Here is an 18,385-nt window from a genome sequence, read left to right on the forward strand (position 1 = left end):
CGGTACGCGGACGGCCACGAGTTCTCCTAAGATCGGCGGGACGCTCCTCACGAAAACCGGGTGGACCCCCCATGACTTCTCGCCGCGCGCGCCGCGGCGCGGCGATCCTCGCGCTGTGCCTGGCCTCCGTTTCGGCGACCGGCTGCGGCGCGCTCTCCGGCGGCGGCGCCGGACCGCGGTCGAGCCCCGCCGCGGCCGCGGCCAAGCCGGTGACGGCCCCCGCGCCCGTGGTGATGTTCCTGGGCGACAGCTACACAGTGGGCGAGGCGGGCACGCTGGAGGAGCACACCTACGCGTCGGCGGCGGCCCGGCTGCTCGGCTGGCAGGTGATCGTGGCCGGCCGCAGCGGCACCGGGTTCGCGACCGGGGGCCGCGCGGGCCAGGCGTACGGGCTGCTGTTCGAGAGCCAGCTCGGCTGGCGCCCGGCCCCCGACCTGCTGATCGTGTCGGGCGGCCACAACGACTGGGACAAGCCGCCGCAGCAGGTGGCGGCCGCCGCGCAGGACGTGCTGGACCGCGCCCGCAAGCGGTGGCCGGGGACCCGGATGGCGTTCGTCGGCCCGATCTGGGGCAACCAGTCACCGCCGCCGGAGGCGCTCGCCGTGCGCGACGCCCTCCAGGGGGTGGCGAAGGGGATGAGCATCCCGTTCATCGACCCGATCGCCGGACACTGGATCACCGGCCACCGCCTCCAGGGCACGGGGAACGCGCCGCGCTTCATCAAGCGGGACGGCGTCCACCCGACCCCGGAGGGCCACCGCTACATCGCGATCCGCCTCGTGAAGGACCTGAAGCGGCACGGCCTGGCGCACCCCACCGCCGGTTAGGCCCCGGCCGGGCGGGCCAGGCTCAGCGAGAAGTCGCCGGCGGCGTCGGTCCAGAACTCCGCCAGGGCGAGCCCCGCGCTCTCCAGCTCGGACGCCAGGCGCTCGCGGCGGAACTTGCCGGAGATCTCGGTGCGCATCTCCTCCCCGGCGGCGAACTCCACCTCCAGATCGAGGCCCCCGACGCGGACGGTCTGCGCCCGCGTGGAGCGCAGCCGCATCTCGATCCACTCGTCGGCGGCGTTCCAGACGGCCGCGTGCTCGTACGCCTCCGGGACGAAGTCGGCGTCCAGCTCGCGGTTGATGACGCGCAGGACGTTGCGGTTGAACTCGGCGGTGACGCCGGCCGCGTCGTCGTAGGCGGCGACCAGCCGCCGCTCGTCCTTCACCAGGTCGGCGCCAAGCAGCAGCGCGTCGTCCGGCCCCATCGCGGCGCGCAGGCCGGCCAGGAACCCGATCCGCTCGGCGGGCGGCATGTTGCCGATCGTCCCGCCGAGGAACGCGACCAGGCGGCGCTCGCCGCCGGGCAGCAGGTGCAGGTGCTGCTCGTAGTCGGCGACGACGGGACGCACGTCCAGCGCGGGATGCTCCTCGGCGATCCGGGCCGCGGCCCCCTCCAGGAAGTCGCCGCTGACGTCCACCGGGACGTACGCGCGGAGCGTGCCGCGCAGCGCGTCCAGGAGCAGGCGGGTCTTCTCCCCCGACCCGGCGCCGAGTTCCAGCAGCGTGCGGGCGCCGGTCGCGGCGGCGATCTCGGGCGCGCGGGCGGCCAGGATCTCCCGCTCGCGGCGGGTCGGGTAGTACTCCTCCAGCCTGGTGATCTCCTCGAACAGCTCGCTGCCGCGCTCGTCGTAGAACCATTTGGGCGGCAGCGTCTTCGGGTCGTTCGCCAGGCCCTCCCGGACGTCCCGGCGCAGCGTCTTGGCCAGGTCGTCGGCGGTGAGGAAGCGGTCCATGCGGTCTTCCCTTCAGATGGGGTGCCCCAGGGCGGGTGGCCCAGAGCGGTGACTCAGAGCGGAGTGACGCGGACGCCGGACGTCAGGTCGGCGGTCACCAGCGAGCGGTCCGGAACGGGCGTCCAGGCGGGGTCGTCGTCGAGCGGCTCGGAGGAGATCCACAGCTCCCCCAGGCGCGGGCTGCCCTTGATCGGCGCGCCGGTCGCGTGCTCGACGCGCCATGCCTCGTGCCGGCGCTCCCGCACGAACAGCGAGTCGCCCCAGGTCGTGGCGGCGAGGGTGGTGCCGTCGGCGGCGAGCAGGTTGTAGCGGCCGGGCGCCAGCGCCGTCACCTCGCGGACGACCTCGGCGAGCCCCTCGCCGAGCGTGCGGCCCTCGTTCCACAGCCGCGCGGCCAGCGCGAACAGCGGCGCAGAGTCGACCGGTGCCCGCGCGTCCGCGAGCCCGCCGGGGTCGCCGGCCAGCTCGCGCAGCTTGCCCTCGACCCCGGCGAAGCCCTCGATCTTCCCGTTGTGGCTGAAGAACCGGCCCGGCCGCGGGCCGGTGGCGGCGCCCTCGCCGGTGCGGAACGGCTGCGCGCACGACTCGTCCACCGGGAAGCCGACCGTCGCGGAACGGATCGCCGCGACCGCGCAGGTCGTCTCCACGACCTCGGCGATCTCCCGGAACGACGGATCGGCCCAGATCGGCCCGGCCCGCCGGAACCGCACCGGCCGGCCCTCCCCGTGGTACCAGCCCGCGCCGAACCCGTCGGCGTTCAGCAGGTTGCCCTGGGTCATGCGCGGCGCGTACGACTGGTGCTCCAGCGAGTACTCGCCCTCGTACATGAGCGAGTGCAGCGTCCTGGCCGGGCCCAGGTAGCCCACGTGGCGGCACATCAGGCGGCCCCTTCCGTGGAGCGGGCGCAGCGGAAGCCGGTGAAGATCTGCCGCCTGATCGGGTAGTCCCAGTTCCGGAACGTGCCCCTGACGGCGAGCGGATGCGTCGCCCAGGAGCCGCCCCGCAGGACCTTGTAGCCGGGGCCGAAGAAGACCTCCGAGTACTCCTTGTAGGGGAACGACCGGAACCCCGGATAGCCGTGGAAGTCCGACGACGTCCACTCCCACACGTCACCGAGCATGCGGCGCACCCCGTAGGCGGAGGCGCCCGACGCGAACGATCCGGCCTCGGCGGGCCGGTGCAGGATCTGCCCCAGGTTGGCGCGGCCAGGCTCGTAGGCGTCGCCCCAGGGGAAGCGGCGCGAGCGGCCCGCGTCCGGGTCCCAGCGCGCGGCCTTCTCCCATTCCGCCTCGGTGGGGAGGCGCTTGCCGGCCCAGCGCGCGTAGGCGTCCGCCTCGTACCAGGAGACGTGCTGCACCGGCTCGGCGGGCGGGACGGGCTCGACGCGGCCGAACCGGCGCCGCAGCCACTCCCCGCCCCCGTCGCGCGACCAGAACGCGGGGGCGCGCTTCCCGCCCTCGCTCCGCCACTCCCAGCCCTTCGGGTGCCAATGGGAGGGGTCGTCGTAGCCGCCCGCCTCCATGAAGGCGATGTACGCGGCGTTCGTCACCGGTTCGGCGTCGATGTAGTAGGAGGGCAGGTCCACCAGGTGGCCGGGGCGCTCGTTGTCGTACGCCCACGGGTCGTCCGAGGTGCCCATCTCGAACGTCCCCGCCGGGATCAGCACCTCGCCCGCCGCGCCCGCCGCCGCGCCCGCCTGAGGCGAGGCGGGCGGGTCCAGGAGGGCGGGGGCGCCCTTGCGGAGCTGGTGGGTGGCCAGCATGGTCTCGTCGTGCTGGTGCTCGTGCTGGACGACCATGCCGTACACGAACCCGCCGGACGTCAGCGGGTCCGCGGGGTCGAACCGCACCGCGTCCAGGGCGTCCAGCACCTTGGAGCGGACGGTGGCGATGTACGCGCGCGCCTCCTCGGGCGCCAGCAGCGGCAGCGAGGGGCGTTCGGAGCGGGGGTGCTCGAACGCGTCGTACAGGTCGTCGATCTCGGGCCGCATCGGCTCGATCCCGGCGGCGGCCCGCAGCAGCCACAGCTCCTCGTAGTTGCCGACATGGGCCAGGTCCCACACCAGCGGGGACATGAGCGGGGAGACCTGCGCGGTCAGCTCCGCCTCGTCCAGCGCACCGGTGGTCAGGCCGAGGCTGCGGTCCCGTACCGCGCCCAGCTCGCCGGCGATCAGTTCCTTCAGCGCGCTCTCGTCGAGAGAGCCGGGGGCCGTCATCTGAGTGTCTCCGTCTCTTCGGGCAGCTCTTCGGGCAGCTCTTCGGGCAGCTCTTCGGGAAGCTTTTCGGGCAGCTCTTCGGGGAACGGCGCCGCCCTCCTGGACGGCGCGGGGCGGCCGCCCGCCGCGAGCCCGCCGGTCGTGAAGTCGTCGGCGGGGCAGCGGCCGCGCTCCACGTACCGGCGGGAGTACTCGTCCACCAGCGGGACGAGCGAGGCGCCGCCGAGCCGGGGCAGCGCGTCCAGCGCGGCGGTGAAGCAGGCGCGGGCGGCGGCGGCGAGCGGCGGGTCGGTGAGGGCGTCCCGGGCCGCCTCCGCCCAGCGGCCGGCGACCGGCTCGGCCGCGGCCTCGGCCGCCGCGGCGGCGCGCGGGTCGTCCAGCAGGGCGGTGGCGACGGCGACCGGGACGGGCCAGTACGGCTCCGGCAGCGCGTCGATCATCCGCAGCTCCAGCCAGCCGCGCGGGCGGACCGGCGGGAACAGCGTGGACAGGTGGTAGCCGAGGTCGGCCGGGCCCGGCTCGCCCTTGCGCAGCCACTCGCGGAAGGTCATCCCCGGGTCCGACACCCAGCCGTCCCCGGTGCGCATGAGCATGACCCGCGCGTCCAGGGCGTACCGGGTCCACTCCTCGGCCGGGTCGGCCGCCGGGCGGCCCGGCGGCGCGGTGTGCACGGGCAGCGTCCGGCACGGGTCGAGCGCGGTCCAGACGGCCTGCCGGGTCGAGCGGAGCCCGGTGCGGCGGCCGGCCCGCAGCGGCGAGTTGGCGAACGCCGCGACCAGCACCGGCCCGAGCGCGTGCGCCAGCCGCCAGCGGCGGTCCGCGTCGGCGGGGTCGGCGCCGATGTCGAGGCACACCTGGACGGACGCGGTGGAGCACATCATCGCCGCGGCCGCGTCGGCGAAGCCGCCGGCGACGAAGTAGCCGCGCATGCACGCGTACCGGGGGTGGTCGGCCTGGAAGAACGGCGGCCGCACCGGGTCGACGCCGTGCCCGGCGAGGACGAGCCCGCCCCGGGCCAGCGCCCGGCCGGCGTGGGCGACGTCGGCGGCCAGCGCGCGGTGCAGCGCGGCGACGCCGGGAAAGGGCAGGGAGCTGAGTTCCAGCTGCCCGCCCGGCTCGTAGGTGATCTTGGAATCGTGCGGCGGGGCCCCGGCCGCCTCCAGGAGGGCGCGCGGCCGGGACGTGGGGACGCGGGCGGCCGGATCGGCGGCGTCCAGGACGAGCCACTCGGTCTCCGCGCCGACCTTGCCGGGCGGGCCGTTCTTGAAGCAGACACCGCGAATGTGCTGGTAGACGCCGTCCACGGTCAGCCGGGTCATGTGCCCCTCCTGCGAGTAACCGACAGGGCACGGACCCTTCCCTGGTGAACCGCATCACCATTCAGCGTTTTGCCGGGGAATTCCTTAAATCTCCGTGAACGCTGTGTTCAACGGCGAAACCGCTACTTTCCGTTACAACCGACACGATCGGACGACCCGGACTTCTCAGACGTGCGGCCAGTGCACTAGAGTCCCGTTTCCCACTGATTTGTCCGAGCCGCAGGCGGGGTCACGACCGGGAGTACGACGGAGGTCACATGCGCGGGGACCTGGGCGCCCTCTACGACGCGCACGCCGTCCGGGTGCACGCGCACTGCTGGTCGCTGACCGGCGGCGCGGGCGCGGCGGCCGGCGTCCGGGACACCTTCGTGGCGGCGGTCCAGCACCCGCCGCGCGGTGACACCGTGCTGTGGCTGTACGCGCTGTCGCGGTCGGCCTGCGCGTCCCTCGGCGCCTTCGCCGGGACCCGGCCGGACCTCGGCGACCCCGCCGACCCGCTGCTGCGCGCCGCCGCCGGGCTGCGTCCCGACCAGCGCGAGGCGCTGCTGCTGCACGCCGGCGAGTGGCTGGAGGTGCCCGACATCGCGCGGGTGCTCGGCATCGCGCCCGACACCGCGCAGGCGCTGCTGGCCACCGCGCGCACCCGGCTGGAGAACGCCGTCCTGGACCTGCTGATGCGCGGCGCCGCCGACCCGGCCCGGCACGCCGAGGTCGTCGCCGCGTTCGAGAAGGGGAGGCTGCCCCGGCTGCTGGCTGGGCGCGTCCCCGACCGGCCGCCCGCGTGGCTGCGCGACCAGGTGCTCGCCGCGTGCGAGGGCGAGGCCGGCCGGCCGCTGACCGGCGTGGTGTCGCCCAGCCCGCTGGTCGTGATCGGCTCCGAGGTCGCCGACTCCCCGGGACGCGACCGCGCCCGGCGGCGCAAGGCGTTCAAGGGCGTCGGCGCGGTGGCCGGGATGGCCGCCTCCGTCGCCGCCGCGGTCGGCATGCTGGTGAGCTGGCCGACCGGCAAGGGCAGCGGCGTCAACGCCGTGGTCCCGTCCGCCGGCAACAGCCAGGCCGGCGGCCCGTCGGCGGGAGAGAACACCCCGACCGGCTCGGCCACCCGTTCCGGCGGGCCCGGCGCCGACCGGACGTCCGCTCCGGCGCCGAGCGCGGCGACCGAGGAGCGGCAGCCGGCGACGACCGCCCCGCCCGGGGCCGGCGCGGCGCCCGGCGGCAAGACACCCGCACCCGAGACCTCCACGCCCGGGAAGTCGCCCGAGACCACGGCCCCGCCGTCCGAGACGGCGCCGCCGGACTCCTCCGCGCCGGAACCGTCCGACCCCGGCGAGACGCCCCCGCCGACCGACCCGTCCGCGCCGCCCACCACCGAGCCGCCCGCCACCGGGCAGCCCACCGACCCCTCGCAGCCGCCGACGGACCCGCCCACCGGGACGCCGGAGCCGGAGCCGAGCCCGACGTCCAACCCGGCGCCCAGCCCCACCACGAGCGGCTGACCGGGCGGCCCGGCGAACGCGGGCTGCTCGGCGAACACTCGCTGCTCGGCGAACGTCGGCTACTCGGCGAACGCGGTGCGGGCGCCCTCGATGCGCCCCATGACCAGCAGCGGGTGGAAGTAGCTGATCGGCACCCGCTGGTCGGCCGTCACGCACACGATCCGGTAGCCGTTGCGGCCGTCCTCGTCGGGCGTCCGGAAGTCCTCGGGGGCGAACGCGCCGCGGCGCTCCATCTCCCGGAACCAGCGGCCGAGCGCGTAGACGTCGCCGAACGACTCGTGCCCCGTCCCCCGCCTGCCGAGGGTGTAGGACACCTCGAACGTGCAGCCGTCCGGCGGATACGTCGTCAAATGATCCCCTCGCCTCGGCAGACCCCGCAGGTCTGCCCCCGGTGCGTCCCGGACCCGTCGCAACCTGGGCAGGTACGCGTGGGCGGCTTGCTGTGCTTGCCCATCCCCGGCCTTCCTCATGGCCTTCCGTCCCGCTCGGCGGCAGTCTACGCCGGGACGGGCGGCCGGCGCGGGGCGAACCGTCGGCGCGGGGCGGGCGTCAGCGCGGGGCGCGCGGCAGGCCCAGCCCGATCATCGCGATCAGCTCGCGCTGGATCTCGTTGACACCGCCGCCGAACGTCAGCACCAGGGCGCCCTTGGCCCGGGCGTCGATCTCCGCGATCAGCTCCGCCGTCGCCGGGTCGCCGGGGTCGCCGTACCGGGACACCACGTCGCCGATGATCCGGCTCACCTCCTGCGTGCGCTCGGAGCCGTAGACCTTGGTGGCCGACGCGTCCGGGGCGCCCAGCCAGCCGAGGTCCTGGTTGGCGGCGACCTGCCAGTTGAGCAGCTCGTTCAGGCGCAGGTAGGAGTAGACGCGGGCCACCTCGCGGCGCACCGCCGGGTCGTCCAGCAGCGGCGCGCCGTCCGGCCCCGCGGTGGTGCGGGCCCAGCGCTCGAACCGGACGTACTTGGACGCGATGTTGCCCGCCGGCCCCAGCGTGACGCGCTCGTGGTTGAGCTGGCTGGTGATCAGGTCCCAGCCCTTGTTCGGCTCGCCGATCAGCATGTCGGCGGGCACCCGGACGTCCTGGAAGTACGTGGCGTTGGTGTGGTGCCGGCCGTCCATCGTGATGATCGGCGTCCACGAGAACCCGGGGTCCTTGCAGTCGGCGATGAGCATCGAGATGCCCTTGTGCTTCTTGGCGTCCGGGTCGGTGCGGCACGCCATCCACACGTAGTCGGCGGTGTGCGCGCCGGACGTGAAGATCTTCTGGCCGTTGATCACGTAGTGGTCGCCGTCGCGGACCGCGGTGGTGCGCAGCGCGGCGAGGTCGGTGCCGGCGCCGGGCTCGCTGTAGCCGACCGCGAAGTGGCACTCGCCCGCCAGGATCCGCGGGATGAAGAACTCGCGCTGCGCGTCGGTGCCGTACTCCAGGATCGTCGGCGCCACCGAGTTCAGCGTGATGATCGGGTACGTCACCTCGGCGCGCGCGATCTCGTTGGCGAACAGCTGCTGCTCCACCGGGCCGAAGCCGCGGCCGCCGTACTCCTTGGGCAGCCCGACGCCCAGCATCCCGTCGCGGCCCAGCTTGCGGCAGTGCTCCTGGTACGCGTCGCCGAACGGGTCGGCGGTGATCGCCGCGCGCGTCGCGGCGTCCATGCAGTTCTCGAAGTACTCGCGCAGCTCGGCGCGCAGCCGCTTCTGCTCGTCGGTCAGGTCGATGAACAACTCACGCCTCCTGTGCGATGACGCCGCCGAGAGCGTCGAGCTGGTCCGCGGCCCCGCCCAGCATGTGCCCGATCTGCTTGCCCCACCCGAAGTAGCGGTGGAGCGGGTAGGTGACGTCCAGCCCGATCCCGCCGTGCAGGTGCTGGCAGGTGTAGAGGGCCTCCACGACCGGGCCGCACGCGCTGTACGCGGCCACCGCCAGGTCGCCGTCGGCGTCGGCGCGGCCCTCGGCGATCCGCCAGGCCGCCGCCCAGACGGCCACGTCCAGCGTCCGCTTGGCGATGTAGACGTCCCCGACCTGCATGGTGACGGCCTGGAACTGGGCGAGCGCGCGGCCGAACTGCTCGCGGGTCTTGACGTACTCGGTGGTGAGGTTCAGCGCGCCCTCGATCACGCCGGACGACAGCGCGACCGCGCCCGCGACGGCGGCGCGGCGGAACGTCGTCCAGGCGGCGCCGTCGGCGGCCCCGCCGAGCAGGGCGTCCGCGCCGACCCGCGCGCCGGCCAGCTCGATCCGCGACAGCGGCTCGGTGGTCGCCGAGTGCTGCGGCGCGATCTTCACCGCGGCCGGCTCCACCAGGAAGACGCCGATCGCGCCGTCCGGGCCGCCGACGCGGGCCGGGACGAGGATGCGGGACGCCTCCGCCGCGTACGGGACGTAGGTCTTCACGCCGTCGAGCACGTAGCCGTCGCCGTCGGGGCGGGCGGTGGCGGCGACCGTGCCGCTCGCGCCGACCTCGCGGTACGCGCCGGTGAGCACCGCCTCGCCGTCGTTCAGGGGGGCGAGCAGGGCCTGCTGCTCCGGGGTGCCGTGCGCGCCGATCGTGGCCGCGGCGAGCGCGAGCGAGGCGTACGCCGGGACGGGCGCGACATGCGCGCCGATCTCCCGCAGCAGCACGGTCAGCTCGATCGTGCCGAGGCCCGCGCCGCCGACCGCCTCGGGGAGGCAGGCGCCGAGCAGCCCGGCCTGGCCGAGGGCCTTCCAGACGGCGGCGTCGTACGGCGCGCCGGTCTTCTCGAACGCCTCCAGCCGTTCGCGGGACGCCTCCCGCCCGAGCAGTCCGGCGGCGAGATCCCGCAGCTCCTGCCGGGTCTCGTCGAGGTTGAAGTCCACCAGTCCACTCCTTCCGGACGCCGGGAGGCGCCCGGTCCCGCCGGAACCACCTCTCGGCGAGCAAACTAGAACAGATTCTAGTTCCTGTCCAGAGGGCCGCCGAGCTCCGAGATCCAGCCGATTCGCCATGCGAGCACCCGTTGACCGGTCGCCTGACCGGACCCCGGCCGGACTATCGGACCGCCGATCAGATAACACGTTCTCGCTCGCGCGGTACGCTAGGGGTGCCGACCGGGCGCCGCGCGCCCGCCACCGAAGGGACTCCAACCGTGACCGCAGAGCCTACGGCCACCGAGCGGGGCGTGCGATCTCGCAGCCAGCACCAGCGCCGGCGGCGGATCGTGCAGGCCGGCGCCGCGCTGGCCTCGCGGGGCGGGGTCGAGGCGATGCAGATGCGCACCGTGGCCGAGCGGGCCGGGGTCGCGCTCGGCACCCTCTACCGCTACTTCCCGTCCAAGATGGACCTCGTCGTCGCCGTGGTGAGCGAGGAGCTCAACCTGCTGGAGGCCAGCATAGAGCGCCGGCCGCCGCGGGCGGAGGACCCGGCCCGGCGGGCGATCGACGTGCTGATGCGCGCCTGCCGCGGGCTGATGCGCGAGCCCGAGCTGGCCGAGGCGCTGATCCGCTCGCTGCTGCTGTCGGACGCCAAGACCGACTTCCACGACTTCGGGCGGCGGATGGGCGCGATGCTGCTGCGCGCCGCCGCCGGCGCCGCCGACACCGGCGACATCCCCGAGGACGACCCGCGCCGGGTCGTCGTCCGGGCGCTGACCGGCGTCTGGACGATGGAGATGATCGAGCTGCTGCGCGGCACCACCACCGCCGACGAGATCCAGGGCCGGCTGGAGACGATCGCCGCCCGCCTCCTCACCGACTTCTGAGCCCCGGTCGGGTGCGCGGCATCGCGTTCGCGGCGTTTCGGTGGCGCCCCATCCTGGACATAACGCCGTCATGGCCGAGCGCGGGCACCGCCCTACTAGCCTGGGGCCCACCCGAGTGTCCGGACGGAGAAGGTGTGCAGTGACCGAACAGGAACCGCTTATCAGCGACGGTGTCGTCATCGAGTTCGTCGACGGCAAGGACGTGCCCGTGAGCCACAAGGACTTCGGCGAGCGGGCCGTGGTCATGCGTGACTCCAAGAACCCCCAGGGGCCGATCCTCTACTTCACCGAGGCCGAGTGGGACGCCTTCGTCGCCGGGGTCAAGGACGGCGAGTTCGACGACCTCCTCGAGGAGGAGCCCGTCACCGAGTCGTGACCGCGCCCGGGGAGGGGCCCCGCTCCCTCTCCCCGCGGCCGCCGGTCAACGCGTTCCAGCGGTCGGCGAGCAGCCGCGTCCCGGCCGGCGACAGGTCGCCGAGCAGGCGCAGCCGGGACAGGCCGCCGTCCGGGTGGACGTCCAGCCGCACGTGCGTGACCTCGCGGCCGGCCGCGAGGCGGAACCGGTGACACCCGTCCGGCTGCACCCGCGTCCGCCCCAGCAGCTCGTGCCAGGCGCCCGGATCGCCCGGGTCGCCGGTACGGGCGTCGATCCCCGCCAGCGCCACCTCGGCCGGCGCGTTGAACTTCAGGTGCGCGGTGTCGAACTCGGCCAGCCGGATCACGCCGGGCGCCGCCAGCCGGACGATCGCCCAGTCGTTGCCGGGACCCCGGCGGCGGGCGGTCTCCCAGCCCTCGGACTGGTTCCGCGCCGTCCCGGGGAACAGCATGTGGTCCGGCGACGAGTAGAACATGTCGGAGCACTCGACCACGCGGGCGCCGTTCTCCAGCGCCGCCAGGTCGATGGTCAGCCCGTCCAGCAGGCGGGGGTCCGGGACGGGCTCGCCGTGCACGCGCAGCCGCGCCACTCCCCCGTCCGGGTGGATGTTGAGCCGCACGTGCGTGAAGCGGCGCGCGGCGTCCACCGGGAAGGCGTGCACCGCGTCGCCCTTGAGCGGGCTCAGCGGGACGATCTCGGTCCAGTCCGCACCGGCCAGCTCGGCGACCGAGGGGTACGCGCCGTCCGCCCCGTACGCCTCGACGGACGCGTACGGCGGGAAGTTGCCCGTGAACCACGCGGTGTCGACCACGATCCCGCGGATCACGCCGGGCAGCCCGAGCCGGACGATCGCCCAGTCGTGGCCCAGCCGGCCGTCCGCGTCCGGGCGGCGCCGCGCGGTCTCCCAGCCGTCGTACTCCTGCCCCCGCGCCCCGAACGTCCCGGGGCTGAACGCCGGCGGCCACGGGTTGACGAGGTTCTCCTTCTCCTCGAACGACTCGTCGCTCGCGGCGATCACGGACCCGCCGAGGGTCCGCAGCGCCAGGTCGGGATGGGACGCGAAGGGCGGGGCGGGCGGCTCGGTCACGTGGCTCCTAACGGGGACGGGCGAGCAGCTCGCCGCGCGGGGCGCCGTCGCCGGCGCCGTCGATGGTCCGGCCGCGCAGCCAGACCGTCCGGACGGCCCCGGTGAGCGCGCGGCCCGCGTACGGGGTGACGGGGTGGCGGTGCCGCAGCCCGGCCGGGTCGACCACGAAGGACGCGTCCGGGTCGAACGCCACCAGATCGGCGTCCGCGCCCACGGCGATGCGGCCCTTGCGGCCGTCCAGCCCGGCGAGCGCGGCGGGCCCCGCGGCCGTCCAGCGCGCGATGTCCGCGAGGCCGTGGCCGCGCTCGCGCGCCGCCGTCCAGACGGCCGGCAGCCCGAGCTGGAGCGAGGAGATCCCGCCCCACGCGGTCGCGAAGTCGCCGCGCTTGAGCTCGGGGACGCACGGCGAGTGGTCGGTGACGACGCACGAGATCACGCCGTCCGCCAGCGCCCGCCACAGCTCCTCGCGGTTGGCGGCGCCGCGGATGGGCGGGCAGCACTTGTACGCGGTCGCCGCCGGCCCCGGCACGTCCTCGGCCGCCAGCACCAGGTAGTGCGGGCAGGTCTCGGCGCTGACCGGCAGCCCGCGCGCCCGCGCCTCCGCCAGCGGCTCCACGCAGGCGGCGGCCGACAGGTGCAGGATGTGCGCCCGCACCCCCGTCTCCTCGACCAGGGCGATCACCCGCTCGACCGCGCGCCGCTCGGCCTCCGGCGGCCGCGACGCGAGGAACGCCGGGTAGCCGCCGTCGGCCGGCGCCGCCAGCGCCGCCGGGTCCTCCGCGTGCACGATCAGCAGCCCGCCGAACGCGGCGATCTCCGCGGCCGCCGCCCGCATCGCCGCGTCCGGCAGCGGCGGGAACTCCGGCACCCCGGAGTCGGCGGTGAAGCACTTGAACCCGAACACGCCCGCCTCGTGCAGGGGGCGCAGCGACGGCAGGTTGCCGGGGACGGCGCCGCCCCAGAACCCCACGTCCACGTGGACGGCCCCCCGCGCCGCCGCCCGCTTCGCGCCGAGCGCGGCGGCGGTCGTCGTGGGCGGCAGCGAGTTGAGCGGCATGTCGACCAGCGTCGTCACGCCGCCGGCAGCGGCGGCCCGGGTCGCGCTGGCGAACCCCTCCCATTCGGTACGGCCCGGCTCGTTGATGTGGACGTGGGTGTCGACCAGCCCCGGGAGCAGGGCGGTCGCGCCGAGATCGACGTCGGCGGCCGTGCCGGGGCCGGTGATGGCGGCGATCCGGCCGTCCCGCACGGTCACCGCCGCCGGGCGCTCCCCGTCCGGCAGCACCACCCGCGACGACCGGACGACCAGGTCACCGTCCACCGGCCCCATGTCAGCCCTCCACGCCCGCGATGTGCTCGGGGCGTACCGGGACCCGGGTGAGCGGACGGCCGGTCGCGTCCCGGACCGCCGCGACGATCGCGGGGGTGGACGACAGCGTCGGCGGCTCGCCGGCGCCGCGCAGGCCGTACGGCGCGTTCGGGTCCGGATACTCCAGGATGTCGAGCCGCATCGGCGGCATGTCGAGAACGGTCGGGATCAGGTAGTCGGTGAACGACGGGTTGCGGACCCTGCCGCCCGCGACCTGGATCTCCTCCATCAGCGCCAGCCCGAGGCCCTGCGCCGTGCCGCCGTGGATCTGCCCTTCGAGCGCCTGCCGGTTCAGGATGCGGCCGACGTCCTGGACGGCGGCCAGCTCGACCACCTTGACCAGCCCCAGCTCGGTGTCCACGTCCACCACGGCGCGGTGCACGCACAGCGCCAGCTGCGTGTGGCTGGCGCCCTGCCCGGTGACGGGGTCGAGCGCGGTCGTGGGGCGGTGGTGGAACTCGCGGGTCTCCTCGATCGCGTCCGCGCCGAGCACGTCCTCGACGGCGGCGAGCACCCCGGCCGCACGGGAGACGATCTTGCCGCCGCGGGCCGCCAGCTCCGCGGGGTCGCGGCCGAGCCGCTCCCCGGCCAGGGCCAGCAGCCGGGCCCGGACCGCCTCGCAGGCCGCCTTCACCGCGCCGCCCGTCATGTACGACTGGCGCGAGGCGGAGCTGGAGCCGGCGTCGCCGACCCGGTTGTCGGCCGGCTGCACGGTGACCTTCTCGACGCCCAGCTCGGTACGGGCGATCTGCTCCTGGATCGTCACCAGGCCCTGGCCGACCTCGGCGGCGGCGGTGTGCACCAGCACGGCCGGCTCGCCGCCGATCACCTCCAGCCGGACGCGGGCGGTGGACAGGTCGTCGAAGCCCTCGGAGAAGCAGATGTTCTTGATCCCGACGCCGTAGCCGACGCCGCGCACGACGCCCTCGCCGCGCGTCGCCTGCGACACCCCGCCGGGCAGCTCGCGCAGGTCGTCCCCGGCGCGGGCCGGGGGCATCGGCACCGCCTCCAGCCGGTCGAGCATCTCCGCCATCGGGGCCGGGGAGTCGATGGCCTGGCCGGTCGCCATCCGCGCCCCCTGGGACACGGCGTTGCGGCGGCGCACCTCCAGCGGCCCGATCCCGCAGGCCGCCGCCACCTTGTCCATCATCGACTCGTACGCGAAGCACGCCTGCACGGCGCCGAAGCCGCGCATCGCGCCGCACGGCGGGTTGTTGGTGTAGACGCCGTACGCGTCGATCCTGATGTTCGGGATCTCGTACGGCCCGACGCCGAGCGAGGCGGCGTTGCCGACGACGGCGCCGGTGGACGAGGTGTACGCGCCGCCGTCCAGGACGATCTCGACGTCTGCGTAGAGCAGCCGGCCGTCCTCGGCGGCGCCGTACTCGTACCGCATCCACGCCGGGTGCCGGTGCACGTGCCCGAAGAACGACTCGTACCGGTTGTACGACATCTTCACCGGCCGGCCGGTGCGCATCGCGAGCATGCCCGCGTGGATCTGCATCGACAGGTCCTCGCGGCCGCCGAACGCGCCGCCGACCCCGGCCAGCGTCATCCTGACCATGTCCTCGGGCAGGCCGAGGCAGGGCGCGATCTGCCGGACGTCGTTGTGCAGCCACTGCGTGGACACGTACAGGTCGAGGCCGCCGTCCTCGGCGGGCACCGCCAGCCCGGACTCGGGGCCGAGGAACGCCTGGTCCTGGATGCCGACCTCGTACTCGCCGGTGACCACGACCGGCGCCCGCTCCCTGGCCCGCCCGACATCGCCGGCCCGGACCGGCTGGTGGCGGGTGATGCCGCCGCGCGGCTGCACCCTGAGCCGCTCGGGGTCGGCGGCGACGGCCCGGGCGTCGGTGATCGGCTCCAGCACCTCCCACTCGATCGCGATCCGCTCCAGCGCGCGGCGGGCGGTCTCGGGATGGTCGGCGGCGACGATGGCGACGGGCTCGCCCTCGTACCTGACCTCGCCGATCGCCAGCACGGGCTGGTCGGGCCGGTCGGAGGTGTGGTCGAGGCCGTACATCTTGCGGCCCGGCACGTCCTCGTGGGTGAGGACGGCGTGCACGCCCGGCGCGGCCAGCGCCGGGGCGGTCTCCAGGGACCTGATCCGGGCGCGGGGGTGCGGGCTGCGCAGCGTCGCGCCCCACAGCATCCCGTCCATCCACAGGTCGGACGCGTACGCGAACTCGCCCGCGACCTTCAGCGTGCCGTCCGGCCGGCGCGGGCTCTCGCCGATCCCGCCGGCCGGCCGGGTGCGCTCGTCGAGCCTCTTCACGACGCCTCCCCGGCGAGGCGCATCAGGCGGCGGTGGGCCTCGGCGCCGCGCCGCCCGGCCTCGTCCTGCGGTACGGACACCAGCGTGCCGCCGTCGACGAGGGTCCGGCCGGCGACGATCAGGCGTTCCAGCGGCGGGGTCGCGCCGAACGCCAACGCCACCACCGGATCGTCGACGGCCGCGTGGAAGCCGTCCACCCGCCACAGCGCCAGGTCGGCGAGCCTGCCGGGCTCCAGCGTGCCGATCTCGTCCTCGCGGCCCAGGCAGCGGGCGCCGCCGAGGGTCGCGATCTCCAGGGCCCGGCGGGCGGTCAGCGCGCGCGGGCCGTACCGGGCCCGCTGCATGTAGACCGCCTGCCGGATCTCGCCGGCGAGCGGCACCAGCTCGGCGGACGCGGAGCCGTCCACGCCGAGCCCGACCGGCGCGCCCGCCTCCAGCAGGTGCGACACTCGGGCGATGCCGGAGCCGAGGCGGGCGTTGGAGCTGGGGCAGTGCGCCGTCCCGGTACGGGTCTCGGCGAGCCGCTTCACGTCGGTGTCGTGCAGGTGGACGCAGTGCGCGAGCCAGACGTCGGCGCCGAGCCAGCCGAGCGAGTCCATGTACTCGACCGGCGTCTTCCCGAAGTGCTCGCGGGTGTAGTCCTCCTCGTCGAGCGTCTCGGCGAGGTGGGTGTGCAGCCGCACGCCCTTCGCCCGCGCCAGCCTCGCCGACTCGACCAGGAGGTCCCGCGTGACCGAGAACGGCGAGCACGGCGCCACCGCGACGCGCAGCATCGAGCCGAACGAGGGGTCGTGGTACCGGTCGATCGCCGCCTCGGTCTCGGCCAGGATCGTGTCCAGGTCCTCCACCGCCTCGTCCGGCGGCAGCCCGCCCCGCGACTCGCCCAGGTCCATCGACCCCCGGCACGGGTGGAACCGGACGCCGACCTCGGCCGCCGCCTCGATCTCCGCCGCGAACAGGTCGCCGCGCCCCCGCGGGAACAGGTAGTGGTGGTCGGTGGACGTCGTGCAGCCCGACAGCGCCAGCCACGCCAGCCCCGCGGTCGCCGCGCCGCTCACCACTTCGGCGTCCATCTTCGACCAGGGCTTGTAGAGCGCGGTCAGCCACTCGAACAGCGTGCCGTCGGCGACCATGCCCTGGCTGGCCCACTGGTAGAGGTGGTGGTGGGTGTTGACCAGGCCGGGCGTGAGCAGGCAGCCGGTGCCGTCGATCCGTTCCGTGCTCCCGGGGCCCTCGGCGGCCGGCGCCGGTCCCGGGCCGACCGCGGTGATCCGGTCGCCGTCGACGACCACGTGGCCGGACGGGTGCTCCGCGCCGGAGACCGTGACGACATGGGCGTTCTCGATGACGATCGTCACGGCGCCGCCTCCTCGCGCTTGCGGGCGGCGGCGAGCCGCACCGCGTCCAGGATCTTCTCGTAGCCGGTGCAGCGGCACAGGTTCCCCGCCAGCGCCTCCCTGATCTCGGCGTCGGACGGGTCGGGCACCCGGCCGAGCAGGTCGTGCGCCTGGACGACCAGCCCCGGCGTGCAGAACCCGCACTGGACGGCGCCCGCCTCCACGAACGCCTCCTGCACCGGATCCAGCCCGCCGGGCCCCGCCAGGCCCTCGACCGTGCGGACCTCGCGGCCCGCCGCCTGCCCGGCCGCCACCAGGCACGCGCACGCCGGGACCCCGTCCAGGTAGACGGTGCAGGACCCGCACTCGCCCTGCTCGCAGGCGTTCTTGGAGCCCGGCAGGCCCATCCGCTCGCGCAGCACGTACAGCAGGCTCTCGCCCTCCCACACGCCGTCCACGGTCTGCTCCGCGCCGTTCACGACGAAGGTCACCCGCATCAGGACGCCTCCCTCCGGCCGGTCGTTCCGGTGTAGTCGTTCCATGCCCAGGTCAGGGCGCGGCGCGCAAGCACGGCCAGGGCGTGGGCGCGGTAGCCGGCCGTTCCCCGGACGTCGTCGATCGGCGCGGCGGCCTCCGCGACCAGCTCGCCGAAGCGCCGGGCCACCGGTGCGGGCAGCGGGGAGCGGCCCTCCCAGTCCAGCTCGGCGTTCAGGAACCCCTCGGCGGCGGCCGCGCGGCGCGGGGTCGGCGCCGCCGAGCCCAGCCCGGTCCCGGCCCGCCGCTCCGCCGGATGCAGCGCGATCGCGAACGAGCACACCGCGATCACCATCGCGTTCCGGGTGCCGATCTTGGCGAAGTACTGCGGGCCGGTCGCGGGAAGCGTCCAGAACGCCCGGATCAGCTCGTCCGGCTCCAGCGCGTTCCGCTTCACGCCCGTGTAGAACGCGCCGGCCGGGATCATCCGGACGCCGCGCGCCGCCGACTCCACCTCGATCACCGTGTCGCCCGCCAGCAGCGGCGGGTGGGCGTCGCCCGCGGGCGAGGCCGCGCCGAGGTTGCCGCCGACCGTGCCGCGGTTGCGGATCTGCGGCGAGCCGACCGTCCGGGACGCCTGCGCCAGGCCGGGCAGCCGGTCCCCCAGCTCCTCGATCAGCCGGGTGTAGGTCACGCCGGCGCCGACCCGCAGCCGGCCGTCGGCCAGGTCCCACTCGGCCAGCTCCCGGACCGGATTCAGGTCCAGCAGCGCGGCCGGCCGGCGCGCATCGAAGTTGATCTCGACCATGACGTCGGTGCCGCCCTGGATGGGCAGCGCGCCCGGATGCTCCGCGCGCGCCGCCAGCGCGTCCTCCCAGGTCGCGGGACGCAGGAACGCCATGCCTCCCGCCTCTGCCGCGGCTCCCGCGCTTCCTTCGTC

The 18,385-nt window shown here is 75.1% G+C and carries 17 protein-coding genes; 4 read left to right on the plus strand and 13 right to left on the minus strand.

The window, feature by feature from the left end:
- Window positions 1-71: 71 nt before the first annotated feature.
- A complete protein-coding gene (locus tag AB0881_RS24415; protein WP_366620193.1) occupies window positions 72-827 on the plus strand; it encodes an SGNH/GDSL hydrolase family protein in 756 nt (251 codons plus the stop codon).
- Here the strand turns inward: AB0881_RS24415 and egtD are convergent.
- The 4 genes from egtD to egtA are packed head-to-tail and all read right to left on the minus strand — an operon-like array spanning window position 824 to window position 5,314.
- The gene (gene egtD, locus AB0881_RS24420) at window positions 824-1,780 is read right to left on the minus strand and encodes an L-histidine N(alpha)-methyltransferase (RefSeq protein ID WP_366620195.1); all 957 of its coding nucleotides are present in this window, start codon (window positions 1,778-1,780) and stop codon (window positions 824-826) included. The genes AB0881_RS24415 and egtD overlap by 4 nt on opposite strands.
- A gap of 53 nt (window positions 1,781-1,833) precedes the next feature.
- Complete coding sequence (gene egtC / locus AB0881_RS24425; RefSeq protein WP_366620197.1) at window positions 1,834-2,658, minus strand: ergothioneine biosynthesis protein EgtC; 825 nt, start codon at window positions 2,656-2,658, stop codon at window positions 1,834-1,836.
- Window positions 2,658-3,995: an ergothioneine biosynthesis protein EgtB gene (gene egtB, locus AB0881_RS24430; RefSeq protein WP_366620198.1), complete on the minus strand. Its 1,338-nt coding sequence runs from the start codon at window positions 3,993-3,995 to the stop codon at window positions 2,658-2,660. The genes egtC and egtB overlap by 1 nt, the downstream gene beginning before the upstream one ends.
- Entirely contained in the window at window positions 3,992-5,314 is a 1,323-nt protein-coding gene (gene egtA / locus AB0881_RS24435; RefSeq protein WP_366620200.1) for an ergothioneine biosynthesis glutamate--cysteine ligase EgtA, read from the minus strand. Before egtA ends, egtB begins: the two co-directional genes overlap by 4 nt.
- Window positions 5,315-5,571: 257 nt before the next feature.
- On the opposite strand from egtA, the gene AB0881_RS24440 reads away from it, so the two are divergent.
- The gene (locus AB0881_RS24440) at window positions 5,572-6,810 is read left to right on the plus strand and encodes a sigma factor-like helix-turn-helix DNA-binding protein (RefSeq protein WP_366620202.1); all 1,239 of its coding nucleotides are present in this window, start codon (window positions 5,572-5,574) and stop codon (window positions 6,808-6,810) included.
- A gap of 59 nt (window positions 6,811-6,869) precedes the next feature.
- Here AB0881_RS24440 and AB0881_RS24445 read toward each other — a convergent pair whose 3' ends face one another.
- From AB0881_RS24445 to AB0881_RS24455, 3 genes are all read right to left on the minus strand, one after another.
- Complete coding sequence (locus AB0881_RS24445; protein ID WP_366620204.1) at window positions 6,870-7,160, minus strand: hypothetical protein; 291 nt, start codon at window positions 7,158-7,160, stop codon at window positions 6,870-6,872.
- A 199-nt stretch (window positions 7,161-7,359) separates the two neighbouring features.
- Window positions 7,360-8,532 (minus strand): acyl-CoA dehydrogenase family protein, encoded by a 1,173-nt coding sequence (locus AB0881_RS24450; protein WP_366620206.1) that lies wholly within the window; start codon window positions 8,530-8,532, stop codon window positions 7,360-7,362.
- A 1-nt stretch (window position 8,533) separates the two neighbouring features.
- Complete coding sequence (locus AB0881_RS24455; protein WP_366620208.1) at window positions 8,534-9,646, minus strand: acyl-CoA dehydrogenase family protein; 1,113 nt, start codon at window positions 9,644-9,646, stop codon at window positions 8,534-8,536.
- 269 nt (window positions 9,647-9,915) lie between these two features.
- Here AB0881_RS24455 and AB0881_RS24460 point away from each other — a divergent pair, with 269 nt between their 5' ends.
- Complete coding sequence (locus AB0881_RS24460; protein ID WP_366620210.1) at window positions 9,916-10,527, plus strand: TetR family transcriptional regulator; 612 nt, start codon at window positions 9,916-9,918, stop codon at window positions 10,525-10,527.
- A 139-nt stretch (window positions 10,528-10,666) separates the two neighbouring features.
- On the plus strand, window positions 10,667-10,903 hold the full coding sequence (locus tag AB0881_RS24465; protein WP_366620212.1) for a DUF397 domain-containing protein: 237 nt from the start codon (window positions 10,667-10,669) through the stop codon (window positions 10,901-10,903).
- Here AB0881_RS24465 and alc read toward each other — a convergent pair.
- Genes alc through AB0881_RS24495 form a run of 6 tightly spaced genes read right to left on the minus strand, consistent with a single transcriptional unit; the run spans window position 10,890 to window position 18,346 of the window.
- Window positions 10,890-11,990: an allantoicase gene (gene alc, locus AB0881_RS24470; protein ID WP_366620214.1), complete on the minus strand. Its 1,101-nt coding sequence runs from the start codon at window positions 11,988-11,990 to the stop codon at window positions 10,890-10,892. The genes AB0881_RS24465 and alc overlap by 14 nt on opposite strands.
- 7 nt (window positions 11,991-11,997) lie before the next feature.
- Window positions 11,998-13,320 carry an allantoinase AllB gene (gene allB, locus AB0881_RS24475; protein ID WP_366620216.1) on the minus strand — a complete coding sequence of 441 codons (1,323 nt, stop codon included), beginning with the start codon at window positions 13,318-13,320 and terminating at the stop codon, window positions 11,998-12,000.
- A gap of 1 nt (window position 13,321) precedes the next feature.
- Entirely contained in the window at window positions 13,322-15,634 is a 2,313-nt protein-coding gene (gene pucD, locus AB0881_RS24480) for a xanthine dehydrogenase subunit D (protein WP_366620218.1), read from the minus strand.
- Window positions 15,631-16,992, minus strand: a complete 1,362-nt coding sequence (locus AB0881_RS24485) for an 8-oxoguanine deaminase (RefSeq protein ID WP_366620220.1) — start codon at window positions 16,990-16,992, stop codon at window positions 15,631-15,633. The genes pucD and AB0881_RS24485 overlap by 4 nt, the downstream gene beginning before the upstream one ends.
- Complete coding sequence (locus AB0881_RS24490) at window positions 16,989-17,468, minus strand: (2Fe-2S)-binding protein (protein ID WP_366620222.1); 480 nt, start codon at window positions 17,466-17,468, stop codon at window positions 16,989-16,991. The genes AB0881_RS24485 and AB0881_RS24490 overlap by 4 nt, the downstream gene beginning before the upstream one ends.
- Complete coding sequence (locus AB0881_RS24495; RefSeq protein ID WP_366620224.1) at window positions 17,468-18,346, minus strand: FAD binding domain-containing protein; 879 nt, start codon at window positions 18,344-18,346, stop codon at window positions 17,468-17,470. Before AB0881_RS24495 ends, AB0881_RS24490 begins: the two co-directional genes overlap by 1 nt.
- Window positions 18,347-18,385: the final 39 nt, after the last annotated feature.

Source organism: Spirillospora sp. NPDC029432, assembly GCF_040703975.1.
In the GTDB taxonomy this organism is placed as follows: Bacteria; Actinomycetota; Actinomycetes; order Streptosporangiales; family Streptosporangiaceae; genus Spirillospora.